Below are 18,520 nucleotides of genomic sequence, written 5' to 3'. Positions count from 1 at the left end.
CTTGAGCACAGCCTTTGCCCTGAACGCCGCCGATCAGCCCATGGAAACATGGGCTGATCCTGCCTGCGGCACGGTGCGGTGGCAAAGCCTGTTTTCGGCTGGCCTGACCCCGACCGACAGCCTGACCTGCGGTGTGGCGCATATTGATGCGGGCGAGACCTTCACCCTGCACAGCCATCCGCAGGCCGAGGTCTATTTCGGGCTGTCCGGGCACGGCGTTGTGATGATTGACGGCACGCCATGGGCACTGTCGCCGGGTGTTGCCCTGTTCATTCCCGGCGGCGCAGTGCATGGCATTTTGCAGGCGACAGAACCGATGCGCTGGTTCTACGTTTTTGCCGCCGATTGCTTTACTGAAATCGCCTACAGCTTTCAGACGGCACAATCCGTCGCCTTGAAGTCGCCGCCCACCGGCCTGGAACCGTCGGGCGCGCAGGAGAATTCCAATGTCTGACGACCGTTCCGACGACCCGCTTGTGATCTTTACCCCGTCGGGCAAGCGCGGGCATTTCCCGCTTGGCACCCCGGTGCTGACCGCAGCCCGGCAATTGGGGGTCGATCTCGACTCGGTCTGTGGCGGGCGGGGCATCTGTTCCAAATGCCAGATCACGCCGGGCTATGGGGAGTTTTCCAAACACGGCGTCACCGTGCGCGATGATGCGCTGACCGAATGGAACGCGGTGGAAGAGCGGTACAAGTCCAAACGCGGCATGCTCGATGGCCGCCGTCTGGGCTGTCAGGCGCAGGTGATGGGCGATGTGGTCATCGACGTGCCGCCCGAATCCCAGGTCCACAAGCAGGTGATCCGCAAATCCGCGACCGAGCGGGTCATCGCGATGGACCCCGCCACCCGCCTGCTCTACGTCGAGGTGGCCGAGCCTGACATGCACGAACCCACCGGCGATTTTGAACGGCTGGCGCGCGCGTTGCGCGACCAGTGGCAGGTTGATGATGTGACCGCCGATCTGGCGATCCTGCGCCGGTTGCAGCCGGTGTTGCGCAAGGGCCAGTGGAAGGTGACGGTCGCCCTGCACAAGGGCAACCATGATGCCAGCCCGCGCATCCTCGACATCTGGCCCGGCTTTCATGACGGCGCAATCCACGGGCTGGCCATCGACCTTGGATCGACCACCATCGCGGCGCATCTGTGTGATCTGCGTGACGGGCGGGTGCTGGCATCGGGCGGGGTGATGAACCCGCAGATCCGCTTTGGCGAAGATCTGATGAGCCGGGTGTCTTATGTGATGATGAACGCCGGTGGAGATGTCGAGATGACCCGCGTGGTGCGCGAGGCGCTGAATGCACTGGCGCAGTCGATCGCGGCGGAAGGCGGGATTGATCCGGCCAGCATTTACGAGGCCGTGGTGGTCTGCAACCCGGTGATGCACCATCTGCTGCTGGGGATCGACCCGGTAGAGCTGGGTCAGGCACCCTTTGCCTTGGCCACATCCGGCAGCCTGTCGCTTGATGCGCGCGATCTGGATCTCGGGGCGATCAACCGCGCGGCGCGGGTTTACCTTTTGCCCTGCATCGCGGGCCATGTCGGGGCCGATGCGGCGGCGGTGGCGTTGTCGGAACAGCCGGGCCAGTCGGACGATATGGTGCTGATCGTCGATGTCGGCACCAATGCGGAATTGCTTTTGGGCAACAAGACCCGGGTTCTGGCCTGTTCCTCGCCCACCGGACCGGCGTTTGAAGGCGCGCAGATCAGTTCCGGCCAGCGCGCCGCCCCCGGCGCGATTGAACGGGTGGAGATTGACACCGTGACCAAAGAACCCCGCTTCCGCGTGATCGGGTCCGACCTGTGGTCCGACGATCCCGACTTTGCCGCCGCGACCGCAACCTCTGGCATCACCGGCATTTGTGGGTCTGGCATCATCGAAGCGGTGGCCGAGATGCGGATGGCGGGGCTGGTTGATCCGGGCGGGCTGATCGGCGGGCCGGATCAGACCGGCACTGCGCGCTGTGTGCCCGAGGGACGCACCCACAGCTATCTGCTGCACGATGGCACGGCGGAGGGCGGGCCGCGCATCATGGTGACCCAAGGCGATATCCGCGCCATCCAACTTGCGAAATCGGCGCTTTATGCCGGGGCGCGGCTGTTGATGGATGAAATGGGCATTGACCGTGTGGACCGGGTCACGCTGGCCGGGGCGTTCGGCGCGCATATCAGCCCGAAACATGCGATGGTGCTGGGCATGATCCCCGATGCGCCGCTGGACAAGGTAACAAGCGCCGGTAACGCGGCAGGCACCGGCGCGCGCATCGCCCTGTGCAATGTGGCCGCGCGCGACCAGATCGAGGCAACCGTGCATCAGATCCACAAGGTCGAAACCGCCATCGAGCCGCGCTTTCAGGAGCATTTCGTCAATGCCAACGCCATTCCGCACGCGGTGGATACGTTCCCGTCGCTTGCGGCGATTGTCACCCTGCCGGATGTGTCCTTCAACACCTCTGGCGGGCGTGAGGGGCGCAGGCGGCGTGGCTGAGGGCCTGTTTTGGGGCTGGCAATGCCCGGCCCGCATGCTAGATTCAGCGCCATGACCGCAACCGCCCCCACCGACACCTGCCTGCTGCTGGAGCGTATCGCCCGGCAGGACCGCGCCGCGTTCCGCGCGCTGTATCACGACGCCGGTCCGAAACTTATGGGCGTGCTGGTCCGTATCCTTGGCACCAGATCAGAGGCGGAGGATGCGTTGCAGGAAGTGTTTACCAGAGTGTGGCTGCGGGCGGGACGGTTTGATCCGTCACGCGGCGCAGGCATGACATGGCTGGTGGCATTGTCGCGCAACCATGCGATTGACCGTCTGCGCGCCCGCAAGCCCGAACAGAATGATGATGATGCGGCCGCGCTGATTGCCGACACAGCCCCGCGCGCCGAATCCCGGCTGATCGCCAAGGGCGAGGCGCGGCGGGTGACCGACTGCTTTGACACGTTGGAGCCTGCCCGCGCCGATGCGGTGCGCGGGGCCTATCTGGACGGGCTGTCCTATGATGTGCTGGCGCTGCGCCACAGCATCCCGCTCAACACCATGCGGACATGGCTGCGCCGCAGCCTGCTCAAACTGCGGGAGTGTCTGGAGCAATGACCGACGCCCCCCTCACCCCGCAGGAAGAAGATGACGCGCTGGCCGCAGAATATGTGCTGGGCGTGCTCGACCTGTCCGAACGGCTGGCCGTGGAAGAGCGGCTGAAGACAGATGCCGCATTTGCGGCACAGGTCTCGGCCTGGGTCGCGCATCTGGCCCCGCTGAATGAGGCCTATGCCTCTGTGCCGGTGCCGCCCGATCTGTTGCCGCGCATCGAATCGCGGCTGTTCCCCAAGGTCGCGACCTTGCGCGGCGGCTGGCGTCTGTGGCTGGCCGGTGCGGTCACAGCGGCGGTTGTCGGCTTTGGCGTGTTCCTGCTGATGCCGCCCTCCGCCCCCGGAGAGGTGATTGCCAGCCTTGGCAGCCCGGATGCAGCACTGGTGTATGAAGCCCGGCACGATGGCAACACGCTGATGGTGACCCGCGTGTCCGGCACACCTGCCCCCGAAGGCCAGACCCATGAGCTTTGGGTGATTGCCCCCGGCGCGGCCCCGGTGTCGCTGGGCCTGCTGGGCACCGACCCGCTGGATGTGGAATACCCGCGTCCGCCCGCAGGCTGGCTGCTGGCCGTGTCGGTCGAACCCGCAGGCGGGTCGCCCACCGGCGCCCCCACCGGCCCGGTCATCCTGACCGCCGAGCTCTAGGCGCGCGCCCTGCCTGCAGTGCAGGCAGGGCCGGCCATCAGCGCCCCGCAAACATTCTGACGAATATTTCTGCGCGCACCTGAAACTTGCCCCGACAGCCTCTCGTATCCATTGGTGAAGGCAGGATGATCCTGCCTCAGCTTTCCGGGAGATGTCTGATGAAATTCACACTTGCAGCCTCGATCCTTGCCCTGTCCACCGTGGCAGCCTTTGCCGAAAACCCGATGGTCGGCGGAGCCGCGATGTTCGAGGACAAGAACATCATTGAAAACGCCGTGAACTCGGCCGATCACACCACGCTGGTGGCTGCCGTTCAGGCCGCCGGTCTGGTCGAAACCCTGTCCGGCACAGGTCCGTTCACCGTGTTTGCCCCGACGAATGACGCCTTTGCCAAGCTGCCCGCCGGCACGGTCGAAACCCTGCTGATGTCGGAAAACAAGGATCAGCTGACCAAGATCCTGACCTGTCACGTCGTGGCCGCCAATGCGATGTCGACCGACATCGTGAAGATGATCGCGGATGACGGCGGCATGCACAAGATCGGCACCGTCGGCGGCTGCGAGTTCACTGCCGCGATGGACGGCGATGCCGTCAAGATCACCGATGGCATGGGCAATGTGGCCACGGTCACCATCGCCGATGTGAAACAGTCGAACGGCGTGATCCATGTGATCGACACCGTCCTGCTGCCAGCGATGTAAGACACCCTCGCGCGGGGAGTCACTCCCTCCGCGCTTTGGTGGCGCGCATGGGTCTGCCGCTGATCAATGTCCCCAGACGCGGTGTGGCCCATGTGCTGCCCAGCCCCCCGGTGCCCCTGGCATCGGGGGGTTTTCCATTTCGCGGGCGCTCATTGTTGCCAGTTTGTTCTTGAACGCCGTCGGTTTTTGCGCCACCTTCGACTGTGCTGCCGGATAGTCTTGGACAAGACACAACCGCTTGCGCTAACCAGCAGGGAAAGACGGAGGGATCATGCCGCACACCTATTACGATTTCTTCGCCGGTGGTGGCATGGCGGGCTTTGGCCTCGGGCCAGACTGGACCTGCCTGTTCGCCAATGACATCGACCCGAAAAAGGCGGTCAGCTACCGCGCCAACCACCATGGCGGCACGGAACTGCTGCTGAAAGACGTGGCACAGGTCACGGCGGATGAGGTGCCGGGCACCGCCGATCTGGTCTGGGCCTCGTTTCCCTGCCAGGATCTGTCGCTTGCGGGCAAGGGCGCGGGGCTGGCGGGCAAACGCTCGGGCATGTTCAGACCGTTCTGGCAGCTGGTGCGCGACCTGAACGCGCAGGGGCGCGGCCCGAAGATGGTGGCGGTTGAAAATGTGTCTGGCGCGATCACCAGCAATGGCGGCCGCGATTTTGCCACGCTGGCGGCGGCGTTTTCCGGCCTTGGCTATCGGTTTGGCGCGGTGGTGGTGGATGCGGTGCACTTCCTGCCCCAATCGCGCCCGCGGTTTTTCATCATCGGCGTGCGCGGCGATCTGCGCCTGCCTGACGGCTGCACCCAAGACGCGCCGTCTGCGGTCTGGCATCCGCCCGCGCTGATCGAAGGTCAGGCCCTGCTGTCGCCCAGTGCCCGCGCGCGCTGGGTCTGGTGGAACCTGCCGGTGCCCGCGTCGCGCACATCGGCACTGTCGGATCTGATCGAAGATCAGCCGCAGGGGGTGGTCTGGCACACGGCGGCGGAAACCAGCTATCTGCTGTCCCTGATGTCCGACCTGAACCGCAGCAAGGTTGAGGCGGCACAGCAGCTTGGCAGCCGCAAGATCGGCACGATTTACCGCCGCACCCGCACCGATGCGGCGGGGCTGAAGCGCCAGCGGGCCGAGGTCCGGTTTGACGATATCGCCGGCTGCCTGCGCACACCGTCGGGCGGGTCCAGCCGCCAGACCATCATGCTGGTCGAAGGGCAAAGCGTGCGCTCGCGCCTTTTGTCGCCGCGCGAAGCGGTCAGCCTGATGGGCCTGCCCGATACGTTCATTCTGCCGGACCGTTACAATGACGCCTATAAACTGGCGGGCGACGGCGTGGCGGTGCCGGTGGTGCGCCATCTGGCGACGGCGATTTTTGAGCCTGTGCTGCGGCGCAACCGGCTGGCTTTGGTGGCATAAGCATCCGGAATGGCAGACAGAAACCCGGATGACACCAATTTCCCGCCGTTCGAGACCGAGGATCTGCGGGCCAATCTGGCGGAGTTTCTGTCGGCCCCGTTTGACGATCCGGTCGCAGGCCGCAGCCGCCCGGTCGGGTCGTTCACCTGGGGCGTCTATGCGTTTTTCGATTACGACGGTGAGCCGATCTATGTCGGCCAGACCAAGGAAAAGATCAGCACCCGCATCCGCCGTCACCTGACCAACCAGCGCACCGATGCGGTGGCGATGTCCGTGCTCGACCCGTTCGAGGTGTTCGAGATCGAGGTCTGGCCCCTGCCCCAGTTTGAACGCACGCCAAAGGCCGATCCGGTCGCCCGCGCCCATCTGAACGCGCTGGAGCATCTGGTCTATCAGACCGCCATTGCCGACAGCACCTTCAAGGCGGTGCTGAACGAAAAAGATCCGCCGCTGCCGGTGGTTGCCGTCACCGCCCCGCCCTCGTTGCGCTGGCGCATCGTGTCGGATCATGTGCACAAAATCCGCGCGCACCCCGATTTCCGTACCGCCCGGCGCGCGCTGATCCTGTCACGGCTGGCACAGGTGATTGCCGAACGAAAGGTGCAGGGCGGCCTGCGCCGGGTGCTGCTGACCCAGGCCAAACGCCTGCAATGGCTGGCCGACCGCCGCTACAACGCACTTGGCGGTGACGCATCGGTCGCGACAGAAGCCGAAGGCGAAGATCCGTAGCAGAACGCAGCGGCGCTTGCCGCAAAAAGTGAATCCCACCCCCGCAGCGGTGTCTTGCACTTGGCCTGCACACCAGATATTCAATCTGCGACGCGGGTGTATCTCAATGGTAGAGAAGCAGCTTCCCAAGCTGATGACGAGGGTTCGATTCCCTTCACCCGCTCCAATCCCGCCCTCACAATCCGCAGGCAACCCCCCTTCCCTTTGCCGGGCCCGCCCGCTAGGCAGGCGGGGGATTTTCACAAGCGGAGTTGCCCCATGAACGACGATATCACACGCATCGGCACCGGCGCGCGTATGAGCGAGGCTGTGTGTTACAACGGGATCATCTGGCTGGCCGGTCAGGTCGGGACGCCGGGTGCGCCGGTGGCGGATCAGACCCGCGACTGTCTGGCCGAGGTGGACCGGATTCTGGCGCAGGCCGGTACCGACAAGACCCGCATCCTGTCGGCGCAGATCTGGATGGCCGATATGGCGGATTTTGCCGAGATGAATGCGGTCTGGGATGCTTGGGTGCCGCAAGGCCATACGCCTGCGCGTGCGACGGGTGAGGCGAAGCTGGCGACGCCGGACTATCTGGTTGAAGTGATCGTCACCGCTGCGCTGAAATGACCGGCCCCGGGGGCTTTGCCCCCGGACCCCCAGAGTATTTTTATCAAGATGAAGGATCAGCCGCGCGCCCATTCGACCAGTTGCCGGGTCGAGCCGTCTTTGCCGGTCGTCTCGCGCTTGCCTTCCAGCATGGGTTGCAGCGCAAGGGCGAGTTCCTTGCCCAGTTCCACCCCCCATTGATCATAGGAATTGATCCCAAGGATCACGCCTTCGACAAACACCCGGTGTTCATAGAGCGCGATGATCTGGCCCAGCACAAAGGGCGTCAGCTGATCATAGGCCAGCGTGGTGCTCGGGCGGTTGCCGGGGAAGACGCGGTGGCGGGCCTGACGGTCCAGCTCGGCCCCGGTGAGGCCCTTTGAAGCCATGATCGCCGTCGCCTCGGCCAGCGAGCGGCCGCGCAGCAGGGCTTCGGACTGGGCGAGGCAGTTTGACACCAGCAACAGGTGCTGATGCGCGAGGTCGGGTTCATGCCCGCGTTTTGCGACCAGAAATTCACATGGCACGACCCGCGTGCCCTGATGGATCAGCTGGTAGAACGCGTGCTGGCCGTTGGTGCCCGGCTCGCCCCAGACCACGGGGCCGGAATGGTAGGGCAGATCGGCGCCATCCATCGAGACGCGCTTGCCGTTCGATTCCATCTCCAGCTGCTGAAGATAGGCGGGCAGACGGCTCAGCCGTTGATCATAGGGCAGAACGGCACGGGTGGCATAGCCGCAGATCTGGTTGTGCCAGATGCCGATCAACGCCAGCAGCACCGGCAGGTTTTGCGCGAAGGGTGCCGCGCGGAAATGCGCATCCATCGCCGCCCCGCCGCGCAGGAAGTCTGTGAAGCCTTTTGGCCCCACCGCCAGCATCAGGGACAGGCCGATCGGCCCCCACATCGAATAGCGTCCGCCGACCCAGTCTTCAAAACCGAACACGCGCGCGCTGTCGATGCCGAAGGCCGATGTCTTCTCGGCAGCGGTTGAGACTGCGGCAAATTGTGCCGCCGGATCGGCGACCTTTGCCGCCATCCAGACCCGGACGGTTTCGGCATTGGTCATCGTCTCGATGGTGGTAAAGGTCTTGGAGGCCACGATTACCAGCGTTGTTTCCGGGTTCAGCCCGCGCAAGCAGTCCGCCGCATGGGCACCATCGACGTTCGAGATGAAATGCACCCGTGGCCCGTCATGAAACGGGGCCAGAGCCAGCACAGCCATGGCCGGGCCAAGGTCCGATCCGCCGATGCCGATGTTCACCACATCGGTGATCTTGCCGCCCTGCCCGGTGAGACGGCCCGTCCGCACGTCATTTGCGAAAGCCTCCATCCGGGCATGGGTTTCGCGCAAGGCGATGGTCACATCCTGACCATCCACCATCAACGGCGTGTCCATGTTGCGCAGTGTGGTGTGCAGCACCGCCCTGCCCTCGGTTTCATTGATCCGGGCCCCGGCAAACATCGCCGCGCGCTTGTCGGCCACCCCGGCCTGTTCCGCCAGTTGGAGCAGCAGAGTGCGGCCACGGGCATCAATATTGGTTTTGGCATAGTCGAACAGCATGCCGTCGGTGGTGGCGCTGAACGCGGCCGCGCGGGTGCCATCCTCAAACAGATCAAGGATCGGACGCCCTTCGACAGCGGCGTGGTGGTCTTTCAGGGCGTCCCAGCTTTGGTTCATGTCATTCGGTCCAGTGAACGGTTGCAACATCCAGCACGGCGCGCACCGGCGCCTCCGCGACGGACAGGGTTTGGGCGCGCTCCAGCGCTGCGCGCTTTTCCGCACCCTTGATCAGGATATGGGTGTGAAACGCGGTCTTGAGCGCCTGCGCTGACAGGGTGATGCGCGGCTCGCCCGCCGCCTCGGCCCGCAGCGCCATCAGCACCGGCGCGTCTGAGGCAAGCGCCTGTTCCAGCAGATCGGCGCCCGGAAACAGGCTGGCGGTGTGCATATCCGCCCCCATCCCCAGCAGCAGGACCGAGATCGGCAGATGCGGCGCAATGCCCGCCGACAGCGCGTCGAGCATGTCTTCGAGCTGATCGGCAGGGGCATAGAGTGGCACAAGATTGGCCGATGCCGCAGGCCCACGCAGCAGACGTTCGCGCAGCAACCGGGTGTTTGATCGCGGGTTGCTTTCCGGCACCCAGCGTTCATCGTTCAGAAACACCGCCACATTGGGCCAGTCCAGATCGACGCCTGACAGCGTGTCGAACACCGGGCCCGGCGTGGTGCCGCCCGGCACGCACAGCGTGGCATGGCCATCGCGGCGCAGAAATGCGCCCAATTCGCTGGCCATCTGCTTGGCCAGTGCCAGATACATCATCTCGGCATCAGGGTAGGTTACAAAATCCATCAGCGTATCTCCCGCCAGCGCCGCCCGTCGCGGTGCATCAGCATCAACGCGTCTTCGGGCCCGGAAGATCCCGCGTCATAGCCCTGCGGCCTGGCGCCGGTGGCGTTCCAGCCTTCGATGATCGGGTCGGTCCAGGCCCAGGCGGCCTCGACCTCATCGCCCCGCATGAACAGGGTCTGGTTGCCGCGGATCACATCCATGATCAGCCGCTCGTAGGCGTCGGGAATATCCTCGGCCTCATCGCCCAGCACGCCGGCAAAGGACATGTCCAGCGGCACCTGCATCAGGCGCATGCCGCCCGGTCCCGGTTCCTTGATCATCACCATCAGGTTCATGCCTTCATCGGGCTGCAACCGGATCACCAGCACGTTTTCGCGCCAGCCTTTCGCGTCGTCAAAAATGGAATGCGGCGGCTCGCGGAAGGTGATGGCGATCTCGCTCGCCCGCGCCCGCAGCCGCTTGCCGGTGCGCAGATAGAACGGCGTGCCCTTCCAGCGCCAGTTCGACACATTCACCTTCAGCGCGATGTAGCTCTCAGTAAGGCTGGAGGCATTTTCGCAATGTTCCAGATAACCGCCCTGCCCGCCCCCGGCCAGATACTGGCCGCGCACGATATCGCTTTGCGACACCGGGTCCAGCGCACGGATGACCTTCAGCTTTTCATCGCGCACCGCATCGGGGTCGAAGTGATAGGGCGGCTCCATCGCGATCAGGCACAAGAGCTGCATCATATGGTTCTGCACCATATCGCGCATCGCGCCCGATTTGTCGTAATAGGCCCCGCGCCCATCGACGCTGACGGTTTCGGCGACGGTGATCTGCACATGGTCGACGTATTCCGCCTTCCACAGCGGCTCGAACAGGATATTGGCAAAGCGCACCGCCATCAGGTTCTGCACGGTTTCCTTGCCCAGATAATGGTCGATCCGGTAGATCTGTGTCTCAAGGAAGTGCTGGGCCAGTGTGGCGTTCAGCGACTTGGCGGTTGCCAAGTCCCGACCGAAGGGTTTTTCCACCACGATCCGGGCGGAATCGTCTGCCACGTCATGGGATTTCAGCCGCAGCGCAATATCGCCGAACAGGGCCGGGGCGACCGAGAAATAGAACGCCCGCACCACCCCGTCGCGCATCATGGCTTTCAGCGCATCCCAGCCGCCTTCGCCCTTGGCATCAATGGCCACGTAGTGCAGGCGCGACAGAAACTCAGTGATCACCGCGTCGTCGCGGCGATCCTTGGGCACGAATTCGTCAATCGCGTCGCGCACCATCTTGCGGAAGTCTTCATCGGTCAGCTCACCGCGCGCGGCGCCGATGATCCGGCTGTCGGCGGTCATTTGCCCGGCCAGAAAGCGGCGGTACAATCCGGGCAGAATCTTGCGCCGGGCAAGATCGCCGGTGCCGCCAAAGATCACAAGATCGAAGACCTCGACCGGAATAACACGCGAAACCATGTGGAAATCCTTGCTGCTGCGGACGCCGTTAGCGCTAACGCAGACCTTTTACCCAAGCCTCGGGATGAAGTCTAGCATTGGGTGCAGCCGGATCAAAACGCTTCTGTTTCAATGCAATCAATTTAGGCGTCCAGCTCGGCATCCCAGTACAGGTAATCCATCCAGCTGTCATGCAGGTAATTGGGCGGGAAGCGGCGGCCATGGGCCTGCATTTCCTCGGCATTCGGGGCGCGTGGGGTGCGGTTCAGGTGCAGGCCAGACTGGCGCAGGGTCTTTGACCCCTTGCGCAGGTTGCACGGGCTGCAGGCGGCCACCACATTTTCCCAGCTCGTCACCCCGCCGCGTGCGCGCGGGATCACATGGTCAAAGGTCAGATCGCCCCGCGCCCCGCAATACTGGCAGCAGAACTCATCGCGCAGAAAAAGATTAAAGCGCGTGAAGGCCACGCGCTTTTGGGGTTTCACATAATCTTTGAGGACAACGACCGAGGGTATCCTGAACTCGGCCCGCTGGCTTCGGACAACATGGTCATATTCGGCCACGATCTGCACCCGGTCAAGGAACGCGGCCTTGATCGCCTCTTGCCATGGCCAGAGGCTGAGCGGGTAGTAACTGAGCGGGCGGTAATCCGCATTCAGCACCAGCGCCGGGTAATGTTTCAGCGACGCCGGGTCGCGCACAAACTGAGTTCTGAAATCGCCGTCCATCCGTCGAGTGACCCCACCATCCCGATTGCTATCAGGGTTGCGGTGCAGGGAGCCCTGCCCCGATACCCCGGACTATATCTGGCGGAACGTGGCTGACAAGCCCCCTAGCCCAAGTGGGGCGATCCATGTCCAGACAAGGACGGGATCGCACAACAAAGTGACAGGCGGATGAAGCCTAGCGCCCGATCCGCCGGGTCACGGCGGCGGCTTTGCGGGCGCGCTTGGCGGTTTCGCGCGCCTCATGGCTCTGGCTGGCCTGTGCCGGGGTGGCTTTTGCCGCCGGTTTGCCGGTTCTGGACACCATCTTGGTGCCCTTGTTGATGCCCCAGTTCACGCCTTTGCGCACAAAAATCCGCATCACCATGTTGATGATCTGGTTGACGTTCATTTCAATCCTCGAACAGTTCGCTCTGGCCGGAAGTGGCCTCATCCTCATCGTCATCGGGCTTGTCCATCGACCCCGGCAAGGGCCGGTTGTCCAGCAGGCCCGCCGCCCGCAGTTCCTTGATCCCCGGCAGATCGCGCGCCGATTCCAGACCGAAGTGGTCCAGAAAATGTTCCGTCACCACGAATGTCACCGGGCGGCCCGGCGTCATCCGGCGGCGGCCCAGCCGGATCCAGTCCAGTTCCATCAGCTGATCCACCGTGCCGCGCGACACGGCCACGCCACGGATTTCCTCGATCTCGGCCCGCGTCACCGGCTGATGATAGGCCACAATCGCCAGAGTTTCGATGGCCGCGCGCGACAGTTTGCGGTTTTCCACCGTTTCCTTGCGCATCAGATGCCCCAGATCGCCCGCCGTGCGCATCGCATAAGCATCGCCCACCCGCACCAGATGCACGCCGCGCCCGTCATAGCGTTTGCGCAAATGCGCCAGCGCTTCGGCGGGGTCGCAGCCATGCGGCATGCGCGAGGACAGTTCGGCCACCGTCACCGGCTCGGCACTGGCAAACAGAATCGCCTCGACCATGCGTTCCTGTTCGCCCATCGGCGGGGCCTCGAACAGGCTTTTCTCGACAGACTCCATGGCGGGTTCGGTCATGTCTTGCCGCGCCGGATCTGGATCGGGGCGAACATCTCGCCCTGCCGCAGCTCTACCTGACCGCGCTTGGCCATTTCCAACACTGCCGCGAAATGCGCAGCGGTTGAGGACCGGCGGCGCATGGGTGTGGATTCCCAGCCTTCGGGCAGAAAGCTGGTGAGGTCTGCCCAATCGCCGACATAGCCGATCAGCCCGCGCATCCGCTCCAGCGCCTGTTCCATTGTGAACACATGGTCACGATCCATCACAAAGGGCCGGAATTCATCCTTGGTGCGGATACGGGCATAGGCGCGCATCAGGTCCAGCAGCGTGGCTTCATAGGTCACCGCGCGGTGGTGGCTTATGGTCTCCGGCACCCCGCGTGCAAAGAAGTCGCGCCCCAGCTGATCGCGCGCCATCAGCCGGGCCGCCGCCTCGCGCATCGCCTGCAGGCGTTCCAGCTGATAGGCCAGATGTGCCGCCAGATCTTCGGCGCTTGGGCCATCCTCGCCCGGTTCGGGCGGCAGCAGCAGGCGCGATTTCAGAAACGCAAGCCAGGCCGCCATCACAAGATAATCCGCCGCCAGCTCGATCCGCAGGCTTTGCGCCTGTTGCACAAAGCCCAGGTATTGCTCGGCCAGTTCCAGCACCGAGATTTTGCGCAGATCCACCTTTTGCGTCCGGCTGAGCGTCAGCAGCAGGTCCAGCGGCCCCTCAAACCCGTCGACATCGACGATCAGCGCCTCGGCGGCCATCCGGTCCGCCGGTGCCAGCCGGTCATCGCCCCAGTCGTCGGATATCGTGTCAGCCATGCGCGTCCCCGGACATCAGGCCCCGAAACTCCGCCTCAAGTGCCAGGATGTCAACGGGGTCGGGCGCGTGGCGGGCGGCAAGCGCGCGCGCGGCGCGGGCGCGGATGGCCGCGGATTGGTCACCGCAGGCCCCGGCCACCTCCAGCATCTCCGCCATATCGCCCTTGCAATGCAGCGCGATATCGCAGCCCGCTGCCATCGACGCCGCCGTGCGGTCTGCCAGAGTGCCGCGCAGCGCCTGCATGTTCAGATCATCGGTCATCAGCAGACCCTGAAAGCCGATCTCGTCGCGGATCACCCGGATCATCGTCGCGCTCTGGGTGGCGGGCTGGTCGTCATAGGCGGCAAAAATGATATGCGCGGTCATCGCCATTGGCAGATGGTTCAACGCTTTGAACGGCGCGAAATCGGTCGCCGTCAATTCCGCGCGCGAGGCGGTGACGGTCGGCAGGTCGTGATGGGTGTCTGCCGTCGCGCGGCCATGGCCGGGCAGATGCTTGATCACCGGCAGAACGCCCCCCGCCAGATGCGCCTCGGCCACCGCCGCCGATATCTCGGAAACCACAGCCGGATCAGTACCATAGCAGCGGTTCTTCAGAAACGGATGCGTGTCGTCACCCGCCACATCGGCGCAAGGCGCGCAATTGGCATCCACGCCCACGCCGCGCAATTCATGCGCGATGATGCGCGAGCGTACCCACATCGCGCGCAACGGATCACGCGCGCCCGCAACGGTGTCCAGCGGCGGGGCCCAGTCGCGCCAATGGGGCGCGCGCAACCGCTGCACCCGCCCACCTTCCTGATCGATCAGCACCGGCGCATCGCGGCCCACCGCATCGCGCAAGGCAGCCGTCAGCCGCCGCAACTGCACAGGGTCCGCGACATTGCGGGCAAACAGGATGAAGCCGAACGGATCGGCATCGCGGAAGAAAGCGGCCTCATCCGGGGTCAGCTCCGGTCCGGAACAGCCGAAGACCGCGGCAAGTCTGCCGGTCGTCATCTATGGGCAACCGGGATGCAGGCGGCGTTTTCGGCCACAAGCGCGGCGCAGAAGCGGCGGGCGTCATCCTCGCCTTCAAACCCATGCGCACGCAGGCGGTAAAACGTGCGCCCGCCCGATTGCGCCGATTGCACGACCAGCGACTTGCCGGTCATCAGATCGCCGAACCGGCCCCGCACCCGTGCCCATTCGGCCCGCGCAATCTCGGCGCTGTCAAAAGCGCCCAGCTGCACCAGACGTGTGCCTGCGGTCAGGGTTGCGGGGTCGATCTCGGGGCCAAGCGCCAGCGCGGCACTCACCGGCTCGACCGCCGTGACCTCGGCAAAGCCGGACTGTGGCCGCGCCCTTGGGCGGACAGAACCGGCAATCCTCTCGCCAGAGGTATCCAGCGTTTCACCCTCGTCCAGCGCGGCCAAAGGCTGCGCGTCGCCCAATGCCTCAGCCAGCGCCATTGCCACGGCGTCCTGTGTGGTGACCGGCGCGGTTTCCGCCAGCTCTGCGGCAGGCGGTACTGCGCCTTGTGCCTCTGGCACCTCTGACGGGACCACCACATTCGGCCCCATCGTCAGCCCCAACGGGGCCAGCACCGGGGGCGCCACCTCTGCCACCGGGTCGAGCGGTGACAGGCCGGGCGCATCATCCGCCGTCAGGTCCACGGGCGGCGGGGCAAGGATGATTTCGGCAGGCATGCCCGCAGTGCCGCCCGCAGCGGCCACCACGTTCACCGCCATGCCCTGATGGTCGGCAATACTGCCGCCGGGGTTGGAGGGGGCCACGCGCATCGGCCCTTCCATCGCGCGCACCACCGGCACGCCCGACACATCGCGCACCGCCAGCCGATAGCCCCACAGGGCCATCCCGACGATCAGCGCCAGCGAACAGGCAGCCCCGGTCAAATGGATCAGCTTCTGCGCCTGCCCACCGTTCATGCGGGGGGGTACGTCATAGTCATCGAAATCAATATCCGCCATGCTCTGCCCCGATCAGACGGTGTGCCCCGCCTTTTTGCCTGCGTCACCGGCGGGGCGCTGTTGATCAGCGCATTTCCTCAACCGGCGTCACCCCAAGGATACCAAGACCCGAGCAAATAACAACGCCCACGGCCCGCACCAGCGCGATTTTCGCCTGTGATGTGGCAGTATCGTCCTGCAAGAAGCGCAAGGACACGTCATCATTGCCCCGGTTCCACAGCCCATGCAGGTCTGACGCCAGCTCGTACAGGTAAAACGCCACCCGGTGCGGTTCATTCCCGCGCGCGGCAATTTCCACCAGACGCGGCCATTCGGCCAGTTTCTGCGCCACCGCGATTTCGGCCACATGGTCCAGTTTCGACAGATCCGCCGCCGCGAGCGTGGCGTCGGACACATCGACCCCGTTTTCAACCGCCTTGCGCAGGATGCTGTTCACCCGGGCATTGGCGTATTGCACGTAAAACACCGGGTTGTCTTTCGACTGTTCCAGCACCTTGTCGAAATCGAAATCAAGCGCCACGTCATTCTTGCGGGTCAGCATGATGAAGCGGGTCACATCGGCACCCGCCAGTTCCACCACATCGCGCAGCGTCACAAAGGTGCCCGCGCGTTTCGACATCTTGAACGGCTCGCCGTTCTTCCACAGCTTGACCAGCTGGATCAGCTTGATGTCCAGCGCCACCCGGCCATTCGACAGCGCGGAAACGGCGGCTTTCATCCGTTTGACATAGCCGCCATGATCAGCCCCGAAAATGTCGATCAGCTGGTCATAGCCGCGCTGCACCTTGTCGAAGTGATAGGCGATATCGGGCGCGAAATAGGTCCAGCTGCCATCGGATTTCTGCACCGGCCGGTCCACATCATCGCCATGCGCGGTGCTGCGGAACAGGGTCTGCACGCGGGGCTCCCAGTCTTCGGGTTCTTTGCCCTTGGGCGGTTCAAGCACGCCCTCATAGATCAGGTCCATATCCTTGAGCGTCCGGATCGCCGCCTCGATCTTGCCGGTGCCGTAAAGCGCCTTTTCCGAGGAATAAAGGTCCATCTTGACGCCAAGTTCGGCCAGATCCTCGCGGATGCGCTCCATCATCATCTGGGTCGCAAAGTCGCGCACGTCGGCCAGCCAATGCTCTTCGCCCTTGTCCAGCAACGTGTCGCCGTATTTCTCTTTCAGCGCCTCGCCGACCGGCACCAGATATTCGCCCGGATACAGCCCTTCGCGGATCTCCGGGTTCAGCCCATGCGCCTGCCGGTAGCGCTCATAGGCCGAGCGGGCCAGCACATCGACCTGCGCGCCGCCGTCGTTGATGTAATATTCGCGGGTCACGTCCCAGCCGGCAAAGGCCAGCAGATTGGCCAGCGCATCGCCCACCACCGCCCCGCGCACATGGCCGACATGCATTGGCCCGGTCGGGTTGGCAGAGACAAATTCCACATTGACCGACCGGCCCTTGCCCAGATCGGCGCGGCCAAAACCGGTGCCTTCGGTCAGCACGGCCTTGACCAGCCCCTGCCACAGACCCGTCGCCAGCCGCAGGTTCAGAAACCCCGGCCCGGCCACATCGGCGGCGGTGATGCGCGGATCGGCCAGCAGCCTGGCCGCCAGCGCATCGGCAATCGCGCGCGGCGGCTTGCCCGATGGCTTGGCCAGCACCATCGCGGCATTGGTTGCCATGTCGCCATGTGCCGCATCGCGCGGCGGTTCCACCGCGACAGCCGCGAAATCGAGGCCTTCGGGCAGCGTGCCTTCGGCCTGCATTTCGGTCAGTGCGGTCAGAACGGTGGCGCGGATATCGGCGAAAAGGTTCATCTGATCAAATCCTGTCTTGCGCCCTAGGCCATGCCAGAGGGCGCAAGACAGGTCAAGTTCAGCCGTTGCCGCGCCAGTCGTCCAGCGCGGGATTCTGCCCTGAATTACCCTCGTTTTGCGGGGCGGGTGCCCCGCCGCGATGCCGGAAGTAATAGGTTTCGCGCGCGCCGAAGTAGAACGCGACCACCGCCCCCAGCAGCCACCACAGCGGTTCGGGCACCGCATTCAGCCCCACCATACGCTGCGCAAATGACACCGGATCGACCATGGCATAGACGAACAGCCCCAGCGTGCCGAAGGCCAGCAGCGGGCGCGGCAGCCGGTTCAGCCCGTTGATCATCTGGTCAAACCAGCCCAGGGCCGGGTGGCCGTATTCCTCACCCAACTGGCGCAGGGCCGCCATCTGCGCTTCGGCCGACAGCTCCATCCGCCGTGTGGCCGAGGGCACGAACACTTCGGATATCCCCTTCGCCGCGGTGCCAAGTGCCGAAACCGCGCCCGGCCCGCCCAGAACCTTGCCGATCAGCCCCATGCTGCCACCCGTGCTTTGTGTTGCGCGTCAGACAGGTGATAGCGCGGGCTGATGAACTCTTCCGCCCGGGTGATCCAGCCGCCCTTGCCGCCATTCATGCGCCGCGCGAACTTGCGGCTTTGCGGGCGGCTGTCGGCCAGCGCGTAATAGTAGTTGCGCCGCGCGATGCCATAGGCATCGGCGAAATGGTTGGGTGCGGCCTCATACGCACTTTGCGCGGCCCGAATGGTTTGCGGCCCGATCATGCCATCCGGGTCGCAGGGAAACCCCATATCGGTGCACAACCGCTGCAGGATCTTCACCGCGTTCATCCCGGCATTCACATACATGTCGAACACCGAAGCCTGCACCACTTCGGGCAGCGCGGAAATGCCGGGCCGGGTGAAGTAATGCTCGACATACACATCCACCGCCTGCGTGCGGGTCAAGGCCCGCACATCGGCCACATCGATGCGGCCATCGCGGTTTATATCCAGCCCCAGACGGCGCAAAGTGCCGATGGTCACACCATGGTTGGTGGCCCCGCCCTGATCGTCAGGATCATTCACAAAGCCGCCCTCGCGGGCGACGATGTCTTCAGCGAGTTTTCGTACAGTTGGTTGTCTCAGATCTGTCATGGGCATCCCCGGAGTGAAGACACTCCCCCCATGGCAAACCTGACTGCACCGGGTTAACCCGGCCAAAAGCCTGCGTGC

At 64.4% G+C, this 18,520-nt stretch carries 20 protein-coding genes and 1 tRNA gene; 9 read left to right on the top strand and 12 right to left on the bottom strand.

Annotated elements, in window-relative coordinates; translation table 11 throughout:
- The first annotated feature begins 1 nt into the window (after position 1).
- From Q7J44_RS08540 to Q7J44_RS08500, 9 genes are all read left to right on the top strand, one after another.
- The gene (locus tag Q7J44_RS08540) at positions 2–454 is read left to right on the top strand and encodes a cupin domain-containing protein (protein ID WP_304878882.1); all 453 of its coding nucleotides are present in this window, start codon (positions 2–4) and stop codon (positions 452–454) included.
- Positions 447–2,489, top strand: a complete 2,043-nt coding sequence (locus tag Q7J44_RS08535) for an ASKHA domain-containing protein (RefSeq protein ID WP_304878880.1) — start codon at positions 447–449, stop codon at positions 2,487–2,489. The genes Q7J44_RS08540 and Q7J44_RS08535 overlap by 8 nt, the downstream gene beginning before the upstream one ends.
- A gap of 51 nt (positions 2,490–2,540) precedes the next feature.
- On the top strand, positions 2,541–3,089 hold the full coding sequence (locus tag Q7J44_RS08530) for a sigma-70 family RNA polymerase sigma factor (protein ID WP_304878878.1): 549 nt from the start codon (positions 2,541–2,543) through the stop codon (positions 3,087–3,089).
- A complete protein-coding gene (locus tag Q7J44_RS08525; protein WP_304878876.1) occupies positions 3,086–3,733 on the top strand; it encodes an anti-sigma factor domain-containing protein in 648 nt (215 codons plus the stop codon). The genes Q7J44_RS08530 and Q7J44_RS08525 overlap by 4 nt, the downstream gene beginning before the upstream one ends.
- A 158-nt stretch (positions 3,734–3,891) precedes the next feature.
- Positions 3,892–4,434 carry a fasciclin domain-containing protein gene (locus Q7J44_RS08520; protein WP_304878874.1) on the top strand — a complete coding sequence of 181 codons (543 nt, stop codon included), beginning with the start codon at positions 3,892–3,894 and terminating at the stop codon, positions 4,432–4,434.
- A gap of 271 nt (positions 4,435–4,705) precedes the next feature.
- Positions 4,706–5,851, top strand: a complete 1,146-nt coding sequence (locus Q7J44_RS08515) for a DNA cytosine methyltransferase (RefSeq protein ID WP_304878872.1) — start codon at positions 4,706–4,708, stop codon at positions 5,849–5,851.
- A gap of 9 nt (positions 5,852–5,860) precedes the next feature.
- A complete protein-coding gene (locus tag Q7J44_RS08510; RefSeq protein ID WP_304878870.1) occupies positions 5,861–6,580 on the top strand; it encodes a GIY-YIG nuclease family protein in 720 nt (239 codons plus the stop codon).
- A 92-nt stretch (positions 6,581–6,672) separates the two neighbouring features.
- Positions 6,673–6,746: transfer RNA gene (locus Q7J44_RS08505), tRNA-Gly, on the top strand.
- 92 nt (positions 6,747–6,838) lie between these two features.
- A complete protein-coding gene (locus tag Q7J44_RS08500; RefSeq protein ID WP_304878869.1) occupies positions 6,839–7,192 on the top strand; it encodes a RidA family protein in 354 nt (117 codons plus the stop codon).
- Positions 7,193–7,248: 56 nt separating this feature from the next.
- Here the strand turns inward: Q7J44_RS08500 and pgi are convergent, their stop codons facing one another.
- From pgi to Q7J44_RS08440, 12 genes are all read right to left on the bottom strand, one after another.
- Positions 7,249–8,850 carry a glucose-6-phosphate isomerase gene (gene pgi / locus Q7J44_RS08495; RefSeq protein WP_304878867.1) on the bottom strand — a complete coding sequence of 534 codons (1,602 nt, stop codon included), beginning with the start codon at positions 8,848–8,850 and terminating at the stop codon, positions 7,249–7,251.
- Between the two features lies 1 nt (position 8,851).
- Entirely contained in the window at positions 8,852–9,523 is a 672-nt protein-coding gene (gene pgl, locus Q7J44_RS08490; protein WP_304878865.1) for a 6-phosphogluconolactonase, read from the bottom strand.
- A complete protein-coding gene (zwf, locus tag Q7J44_RS08485; RefSeq protein ID WP_304878863.1) occupies positions 9,523–10,974 on the bottom strand; it encodes a glucose-6-phosphate dehydrogenase in 1,452 nt (483 codons plus the stop codon). The genes pgl and zwf overlap by 1 nt, the downstream gene beginning before the upstream one ends.
- Before the next feature lie 122 nt (positions 10,975–11,096).
- Positions 11,097–11,681, bottom strand: a complete 585-nt coding sequence (locus Q7J44_RS08480) for an HNH endonuclease (protein ID WP_304878862.1) — start codon at positions 11,679–11,681, stop codon at positions 11,097–11,099.
- Positions 11,682–11,856: 175 nt separating this feature from the next.
- Positions 11,857–12,069 carry a hypothetical protein gene (locus Q7J44_RS08475; RefSeq protein ID WP_304878861.1) on the bottom strand — a complete coding sequence of 71 codons (213 nt, stop codon included), beginning with the start codon at positions 12,067–12,069 and terminating at the stop codon, positions 11,857–11,859.
- A 1-nt stretch (position 12,070) separates the two neighbouring features.
- Positions 12,071–12,724 (bottom strand): SMC-Scp complex subunit ScpB, encoded by a 654-nt coding sequence (gene scpB / locus Q7J44_RS08470; RefSeq protein WP_304878860.1) that lies wholly within the window; start codon positions 12,722–12,724, stop codon positions 12,071–12,073.
- Entirely contained in the window at positions 12,721–13,515 is a 795-nt protein-coding gene (locus Q7J44_RS08465; RefSeq protein WP_304878859.1) for a ScpA family protein, read from the bottom strand. The genes scpB and Q7J44_RS08465 overlap by 4 nt, the downstream gene beginning before the upstream one ends.
- A complete protein-coding gene (locus Q7J44_RS08460) occupies positions 13,508–14,515 on the bottom strand; it encodes a glycoside hydrolase family 3 protein (protein ID WP_304878858.1) in 1,008 nt (335 codons plus the stop codon). The genes Q7J44_RS08465 and Q7J44_RS08460 overlap by 8 nt, the downstream gene beginning before the upstream one ends.
- Complete coding sequence (locus tag Q7J44_RS08455) at positions 14,512–15,486, bottom strand: SPOR domain-containing protein (protein WP_304878856.1); 975 nt, start codon at positions 15,484–15,486, stop codon at positions 14,512–14,514. The genes Q7J44_RS08460 and Q7J44_RS08455 overlap by 4 nt, the downstream gene beginning before the upstream one ends.
- A gap of 64 nt (positions 15,487–15,550) precedes the next feature.
- Entirely contained in the window at positions 15,551–17,293 is a 1,743-nt protein-coding gene (argS, locus tag Q7J44_RS08450) for an arginine--tRNA ligase (RefSeq protein ID WP_304878854.1), read from the bottom strand.
- A 58-nt stretch (positions 17,294–17,351) separates the two neighbouring features.
- Positions 17,352–17,825 (bottom strand): holin family protein, encoded by a 474-nt coding sequence (locus Q7J44_RS08445; RefSeq protein WP_304878852.1) that lies wholly within the window; start codon positions 17,823–17,825, stop codon positions 17,352–17,354.
- On the bottom strand, positions 17,816–18,442 hold the full coding sequence (locus Q7J44_RS08440; protein WP_304878850.1) for a holin-associated N-acetylmuramidase: 627 nt from the start codon (positions 18,440–18,442) through the stop codon (positions 17,816–17,818). The genes Q7J44_RS08445 and Q7J44_RS08440 overlap by 10 nt, the downstream gene beginning before the upstream one ends.
- Between the last annotated feature and the right edge of the window lie 78 nt (positions 18,443–18,520).

It is taken from the genome of Pseudotabrizicola sp. (assembly GCF_030656345.1).
Classification (GTDB): Bacteria; Pseudomonadota; Alphaproteobacteria; order Rhodobacterales; family Rhodobacteraceae; genus Pseudotabrizicola.
Note: the sequence above shows the minus strand (reverse complement) of the source record. Positions and strands in the feature narration are given on the sequence as shown.

Bases quoted from the DNA above. Each gene is read 5' to 3' on its own strand.
- Q7J44_RS08535 (WP_304878880.1), top strand. From the start codon at position 447: ATGTCTGACGACCGTTCCGACGACCCGCTTGTGATCTTTACCCCGTCG.
- Q7J44_RS08530 (WP_304878878.1), top strand. From the start codon at position 2,541: ATGACCGCAACCGCCCCCACCGACACCTGCCTGCTGCTGGAGCGTATC.
- Q7J44_RS08525 (WP_304878876.1), top strand. From the start codon at position 3,086: ATGACCGACGCCCCCCTCACCCCGCAGGAAGAAGATGACGCGCTGGCC.
- Q7J44_RS08520 (WP_304878874.1), top strand. From the start codon at position 3,892: ATGAAATTCACACTTGCAGCCTCGATCCTTGCCCTGTCCACCGTGGCA.
- Q7J44_RS08515 (WP_304878872.1), top strand. From the start codon at position 4,706: ATGCCGCACACCTATTACGATTTCTTCGCCGGTGGTGGCATGGCGGGC.
- Q7J44_RS08510 (WP_304878870.1), top strand. From the start codon at position 5,861: ATGGCAGACAGAAACCCGGATGACACCAATTTCCCGCCGTTCGAGACC.
- Q7J44_RS08500 (WP_304878869.1), top strand. From the start codon at position 6,839: ATGAACGACGATATCACACGCATCGGCACCGGCGCGCGTATGAGCGAG.
- pgi (WP_304878867.1), bottom strand. From the start codon at position 8,850: ATGAACCAAAGCTGGGACGCCCTGAAAGACCACCACGCCGCTGTCGAA.
- pgl (WP_304878865.1), bottom strand. From the start codon at position 9,523: ATGGATTTTGTAACCTACCCTGATGCCGAGATGATGTATCTGGCACTG.
- zwf (WP_304878863.1), bottom strand. From the start codon at position 10,974: ATGGTTTCGCGTGTTATTCCGGTCGAGGTCTTCGATCTTGTGATCTTT.
- Q7J44_RS08480 (WP_304878862.1), bottom strand. From the start codon at position 11,681: ATGGACGGCGATTTCAGAACTCAGTTTGTGCGCGACCCGGCGTCGCTG.
- Q7J44_RS08475 (WP_304878861.1), bottom strand. From the start codon at position 12,069: ATGAACGTCAACCAGATCATCAACATGGTGATGCGGATTTTTGTGCGC.
- scpB (WP_304878860.1), bottom strand. From the start codon at position 12,724: ATGACCGAACCCGCCATGGAGTCTGTCGAGAAAAGCCTGTTCGAGGCC.
- Q7J44_RS08465 (WP_304878859.1), bottom strand. From the start codon at position 13,515: ATGGCTGACACGATATCCGACGACTGGGGCGATGACCGGCTGGCACCG.
- Q7J44_RS08460 (WP_304878858.1), bottom strand. From the start codon at position 14,515: ATGACGACCGGCAGACTTGCCGCGGTCTTCGGCTGTTCCGGACCGGAG.
- Q7J44_RS08455 (WP_304878856.1), bottom strand. From the start codon at position 15,486: ATGGCGGATATTGATTTCGATGACTATGACGTACCCCCCCGCATGAAC.
- argS (WP_304878854.1), bottom strand. From the start codon at position 17,293: ATGAACCTTTTCGCCGATATCCGCGCCACCGTTCTGACCGCACTGACC.
- Q7J44_RS08445 (WP_304878852.1), bottom strand. From the start codon at position 17,825: ATGGGGCTGATCGGCAAGGTTCTGGGCGGGCCGGGCGCGGTTTCGGCA.
- Q7J44_RS08440 (WP_304878850.1), bottom strand. From the start codon at position 18,442: ATGACAGATCTGAGACAACCAACTGTACGAAAACTCGCTGAAGACATC.